The sequence below is a fragment of the Streptomyces sp. NPDC023527 genome (assembly GCF_055560115.1).
The window spans coordinates 370,337-377,009 of record NZ_JBVHJJ010000008.1; the positions used below are offsets into that span (position 1 = coordinate 370,337).

Genomic DNA, 6,673 nt, shown 5'->3' on the forward strand with positions numbered 1-6,673 from the left:
GTCGAACGGGTGGAGCACATCGGGCGGGTCTGACGGGTCGGGCGGGTCAATCCGTGCCGAGCTCGTTGTCGAGGAGCTCGAAGAGTTCTTCGTCGGTGGCCGACGCGACCGAGGTGAGGTCCGCGTCCGCCTCGTCGCCGTCCCCGCCGCCGTCCACCGGCTGGGCCGTGTGCGCCAGCTTGGCGAGCAGGACCTCCAGGCGCATGGTGAGCTTGGCGCGCGTCCCCTTGTCGTACGGGGAGTCGGCCAGCGCGGCCTCCAGGCGGTCGAGTTCGGTGAGCGGGGAAGGGGCGGTCCCTTCGGACGCGTCGGGCATCGAGGCGCTGAGGTGGTCGGCCAGCGCGGCCGGGGTCGGGTAGTCGAAGAGCAGGCCGGCCGGCAGCCGCAGGCCGGTGGCGGCACCGAGGCGGTTGCGCAGTTCGACCGCGGTGAGGGAGTCGAAGCCCAGGTCGCGGAAGGCCTGCGCGGCGCCGATCGTCTCGGCCGACGCGTGGCCCAGCACGGCGGCCACCTCGCCACGGACCGCCCCCAGCAGCAGGCGCCGGCGCTTCTCCTCCGACGCGCCCGCCAACTGGCCGGCCAGCGCGACCGGTCCGGCCTCCGCCGCCCGGCGGGCCGGGACCTTGACCAGACCGCGCAGCACCGGCGGCAGCGGCGTGGTCTCCGCCCGGGTCCGCAGAGCCGCGAGGTTCAGCCTGACCGGTACGAACACACCGCCGTCGGTCGCGCACGCCGCGTCGAACAGCGCCAGGCCCTCGTCGGCCGACAGCGGGTTCACTCCGCCCCGCGCCATCCGCGCGAGCGCCTCGTCGTCCGCGGCGCCCAGCATGCCGCCGGAGCCGGTCCACGGCCCCCACGCCAGCGACGTGCCCGCGAGGCCGGCTGCCCGGCGACGCTGCGCGAGCCCGTCCAAGTAGGCGTTGGCGGCAGCGTAGTTGGCCTGCCCCGCGTTGCCGAACGTACCGGCAAGAGAAGAAAACAGGATAAAGGCCGCAAGGTCAAACTTTTGCGTCAGTTCATGCAGGTGGCGGGCCGCTTCGGCCTTGGGACGGAAGACCTTCTCCAGCCGCTCCGGCGTCAGCGAACCGACCAGCGCGTCGTCCAGCACACCGGCCGCGTGCACCACGGCCGTCAGCGGGTGCTCGGCCGGCACGGCGTCCAGCAGCGCGGCGAGCGCGTCACGGTCCCCCGCGTCGCACGCGGCCGTCACCACTCGGGCGCCCAGCGCGACCAGTTCGGCCTCGAACTCCCCCGCGCCCTCCGCGTCCGGGCCGCGACGGCTCGTCAGCAGCAGGTGGCGCACGCCGTGCGTGGCCACCAGGTGCCGCGCCACGATCCGGCCCAGCGCACCGGTCGCACCGGTGACGAGAACGGTGCCTTCCGGGTCGAGGACCGCCGTGGCATCAGTGGACGTGGTGGCGGCCCGGGTCAGCCGGGGCACAAACGCCTTGCCGTCGCGGAGGGCCAGTTGAGGCTCGCCGGAGGCCAGGGCGACGGCCGGCAGCCCGCCCTCGTGACGGTCCTGGTCCACCAGTACGAACCGGTCGGGGTGCTCGGACTGCGCCGACCGCACCAGCCCCCACACGGCCGCCTGTGCCGGGTCCAGCTCCACCGCGTCGGCGGCGTCGACCACGACGGCGTTCCGGGTGACGACGACCAGGCGCCGCGAGGAGTCCGCCGGCTCCTCCGCCAGCCACTTCTGGATGAGGGCGAGCGTATGGAGGGTGGCGTGTGCGGCGTCGGTGTCGAGATGTTGGGGCTGCACGAAAGCGAGTTCGTGCTCCGGAGCGGAAGGAGCGGACGGGATGACGGCGGGCAGCGGGAGCGGGGCCCAGTCGACGCGGTAGAGGCTGTCACGCTGTCCGCCGCGCGCGGCCGCCAACTGCTCGGCGGTGATGGGGCGCAGGGCGAGCGACGCCACCGAGACGGCGGGCCGCCCGGTGGCGTCGGCGGCCAGCAGCGACACCGTGTCCGGTCCGGCCGGCGCGAGGCGCACGCGCAGGGCGGCGGCGCCGGTCGAGTGCAGGCTCACGCCGCTCCACGAGAACGGCACCCGCGCCTGCCCGGTGTCCGGCAGCAGCCCTCCCAGGCCCACGCCGTGCAGGGCGGAGTCCAGCAGGGCCGGATGGACACCGAAGCCCCGGGCGTCGGTGCCTTCGCCCATCTCCACCTCGGCGAACAGCTCCTCGCCACGCCGCCACGCCGCTCGTACACCCCGGAACACCGGACCGTAGTCGAGCCCGAGCCCGGCCATCCGCTCGTACAGCGCGTCGACGGGGACGGGAGCGGCGCCCGGGGGCGGCCATGCGGCGAGGTCGGCGGCGAGGTCCGGGGCCGGTGCGGAGGAGAGAGCTCCGGTGGCGTGGCCGGTCCAGGGGGCGTCCGCCGCTTCGCCGTCCTGGCGGGAGTAGATCCGCAGCGGGCGGTGACCGCTGTCGTCGGCGGCCCCGACCAGGACCTGGAGCCGGACGGCACCGTCCTCGGGCAGGACCAGCGGCGCTTCCAGCGTCAGTTCGTCGACCCGGCCGCAGCCCACCTCCCCGGCGGCCCGCAGCGCGAGGTCGACGAGGGCGGTACCGGGCAGCAGCACGGTGCCCATCACCGCGTGGTCGGCGAGCCAGGGGTGTGTGGTGAGGGACAGCCGGCCGGTGAGCAGGACGCCTTCACCGTCGGCCAGGGCGAGCGCTGCCCCGAGGAGGGGGTGATCGGCCGCCTGGAGGCCGGCGGAGGTCACGTCACCGGTCGCGGGACGGGACTCCAGCCAGTAGCGCTGGTGCTGGAAGGGGTAGGTGGGCAGATCGACGCGGCGGGCACCGGTCCCGGCGAAGACGGCGTCCCAGTCCGGGGCGGTGCCGTGGACGTGGAGCTGGGCCAGGGCGGTGGTGACGGCCACGTCCTCGGGACGGTCGGTGCGCAGCGTCGGGACGGCGGTGGCCGCCTCGTCCAGGGTCTCCTGGGCCATGGCGGTCAGGACGCCGCCGGGGCCGATCTCCAGGAAGGTGCGGGCACCTTCGGCGGAGAGCGTGGTGACCGCGTCGGCGAAACGGACGGCCTGACGGACGTGGCGGACCCAGTACTCCGGGTCGCACAGTTCCTCGGCCGATACGAGCTGTCCGGTGAGCGTGGAGACGACCGGGATCGTCGGAGGGTTGAACGTCACCGCCTCGGCGACCTTCCGGAAGGAAGCCAGCATCGGATCCATCAGCGGCGAATGGAAGGCGTGCGACACCGTCAGCCGCTTGGTCCTACGACCCTGCCCCGCCAACACACCCGCGACCTCGATCACCGCGTCCTCCGCGCCCGAAAGCACCACAGAAGACGGACCATTGACCGCCGCGAGCCCGATCTCGCCCTCCCGGCCGACCAGCAGCGGCAGCACTTCGGCCTCAGAAGCCTGGACCGCCATCATCAACCCACCGGGCGGCAGCTCCTGCATCAACCGGCCCCGGGCGCTGACGAGCGCCGCCGCATCGGCGAGGGAAAGCACCCCCGCCACATGCGCCGCAGCCAACTCACCGATCGAATGCCCGGCCAGGAAGTCCGGCCGCACACCCCACGACTCCACCAGACGGAACAACGCCACCTCAACAGCGAACAACGCAGGCTGCGTGAACCCCGTCCGGTCCAGCCGCCCCGCGTCCTCACCGAAGACGACCTCCCGCAGGGGCTCGACCAGGTGGGCGTCCAGGTGCGCGCAGACCTCGTCGAAGGTCTCGGCGAAGACGGGGAAGGCGGCGTGCAACTCCCGCCCCATGCCCAGCCGCTGGCTGCCCTGCCCGGAGAACAGCAGGGCGACCTTCCCACCCGGCGTCGTCGCGGCACCGCTGACGACCGCCCCGGAGGGTTCGCCGTGCGCCAGGGCACGCAGCCCGTCCAATGCGCCGCCACGGTCCGGCGCGACCACCGCCGCCCGGTGCTCCAGGGCGGTGCGCCCGGTGGCCAGGGAGTACGCCACGTCGAGCGGGGTGAGGTCGGCGTGGTCCTGTGCGTGGGACAGCAGTCGGCGCGCCTGGTCGCGCAGTGCCTCGGGGCTCTTGGCGGACAGCACCCAGGGGGTGGGGGCCGTCGGCGCGTTCGCGTCCGCCGGTGCCTCGTGGCGCGCGGGCGCCGGGGCCTGCTCGATGATGACGTGCGCGTTCGTACCGCTGAAGCCGAAGGACGACACCCCGGCGCGGCGGGGCCGGCGGCCCTCCGCCCACTCGACGGGCTCCGTCAGCAGGCGCACGTCACCCGCGGACCAGTCGATGTGCGGCGACGGCTCGTCGGCGTGCAGCGTCCTGGGGAGGATGCCGTGGCGCATCGCCTGCACCATCTTGATGACGCCGCCCACGCCCGCGGCGGCCTGGGTGTGACCGATGTTCGACTTCAGCGACCCCAGCCACAGCGGTCGGTCGTCGGCGCGCTCCCGCCCGTACGTGGCCAGCAGCGCGTGGGCCTCGATCGGGTCGCCCAGCGAGGTGCCCGTGCCATGGGCCTCCACCGCGTCGACATCCGCCGGCGACAGGCCCGCCGAGGCCAGCGCCTGCTGGATCACGCGCTGCTGGGAGGGGCCGTTGGGCGCGGTCAGGCCGTTGGAGGCACCGTCCTGGTTCACGGCAGACCCGCGGACGACGGCGAGCACCGGGTGGCCGTTGCGTTCTGCGTCCGAGAGGCGCTCCACGAGCAGCATGCCGACGCCCTCGCCCCAGCCCGTGCCGTCGGCGTCGGAGGAGAACGCCTTGCACCGGCCGTCGGCGGCCAGGCCGCCCTGCCGGGAGAACTCCACGAACGCGCCCGGCCCGGCCATCACCGTCACGCCCCCGGCCAGCGCCATCTCGCACTCGCCCTGCCGCAGCGCCTGCACGGCGAGGTGGAGGGCCACGAGGGAGGACGAGCACGCCGTGTCGACCGTCACCGCCGGGCCCTCCAGCCCGAAGGTGTAGGAGAGACGGCCCGAGATGACGCTTCCGGAGTTCCCCGTGCCGAGGAAGCCCTCGACGCCCTTGGGAACGCTCTGGAGCGACGAGGTGTAGTCGTGGTACATCACACCCGCGAACACCCCGGTCCGCGACCCGCGCAGGGCGGCCGGATCGATTCCGGCCCGCTCGAAGGCTTCCCAGGACGTCTCCAGCAGCAGCCGCTGCTGCGGGTCCATCGCGAGGGCCTCGCGGGGCGAGATCCCGAAGAACGCCGCGTCGAAGTCGCCCGCGTCGTAGAGGAACCCGCCTTCCCGGGTGTCGCTGGTGCCCGCCGCGTCCGGGCCGTCGGCGGACAGCGCGTCGAAGTCCCAGCCGCGGTCGGTGGGGAAGCCGGAGATGGCGTCCGTGCCGGACGACAGGAGCTCCCACAGTTCCTCGGGGGTCCGTACGCCTCCGGGGTATCGGCAGCTCATCGCGACGATCGCGATGGGCTCGTCCCCGGCGTCGGCGCGCGTCGCTGGGACGGCGGCGGCGGTCGGTCCCTCGCCTGCCAGCTGGTCGCGCAGGTGGCGGGCCAGGGCGTCGGGGGTGGGGTAGTCGAAGACGAGGCCGGCGGGCAGCCGGACGCCGGTGGCGGCGCCCAGCCGGTTACGGAGCTCGACAGCGGTCAGCGAGTCGAAGCCCAGCTCGCGGAACGCCTGGGCCGCCTGTACGGACTCGGGGCGGCCGTGCCCGAGCACGGCTGCCGCGTGGGTACGGACCAGGTCGACCAGCACGTCGTACCGCTGGGCCTCCGTGAGCCCGGCCAGCCGCTGGGAAAGAGCGGTCGAGGCGCCGTCGGCCCCCTGGGCGGCGGCGTCCGCGCGGCGCACCGGGGACGCGGGGACGAGGTCGGTGAGGAGGGCCGGCAGCGCACCGGTACGGGCCTGTGCGCGCAGCGAGCGCATGTCCCATCGCACGGGTACGAGCACGGGCTCGGCGGCACGCAGGGCACCGTCGAAGAGCGCCAGCCCGTCCGCCGACTCCAGCGCCTCCATACCGGCACGGGAGATGCGGCGCTGGTCGGCGTCGTTGAGGGCACCGCTCAGGGCACTGCTCTCGGCCCACAGACCCCAGGCCATCGACACCGCCGGAAGACCCGCTGCCCGACGCTGCTGGGCGAGAGCGTCGAGGAAGGCGTTCGCCGCCGCGTAGTTGCCCTGACCCGCGCTACCGAAGACACCGGCGGCGGAGGAGAAGAGAACGAAGGCCGACAGGTCGAGATCACGCGTCAGCTCGTGCAGGTTGAGCGCCGCGTCGACCTTCGGACGGAAGACGGCGTCGATACGGTCCGGGGTGAGGGCGGAGACGATGCCGTCGTCCGTCACACCCGCCGCGTGCACCACACCCGTCAGCGGATGTTCGGCCGACACCGCGCCCAGCACCCCGGCCAGCGCGTCCCGGTCCGCCACATCGCAGACCGCCACGGTGACGTGGGCACCGAGCGCCGTCAGCTCCGCTTCGAGTTCGGCCATCCCCTCGGCCCGGCCACCGCTCCGGCTGACCAGCAGCAGGCGGCGTACGCCGTGCTCGATGACGAGGTGCCGCGCCACGAGCCGCCCCAGCACACCGGACGCGCCGGTGACCAGGACCGTGCCCTCACCTGTGAAGGCGGGGCGTTCGGCGGCGGTCCCGGCGGCTCGTACCAGGCGGGGTACGAGCAGCTCGCCACCCCGCACGGCCACCTGCGGCTCGTCGAGCCCCAGGGCGGCGGCGGGAAGCGTCTCACCGTCGCC

1 pseudogene is annotated in these 6,673 nt (G+C 74.2%); it reads right to left on the bottom strand.

Features of this window, described 5'->3' with window-relative positions:
• Window positions 1-46: 46 nt before the first annotated feature.
• Window positions 47-6,646: pseudogene (locus tag ACZ303_RS18675) on the bottom strand (type I polyketide synthase); the annotation flags it as partial.
• Window positions 6,647-6,673: the final 27 nt, after the last annotated feature.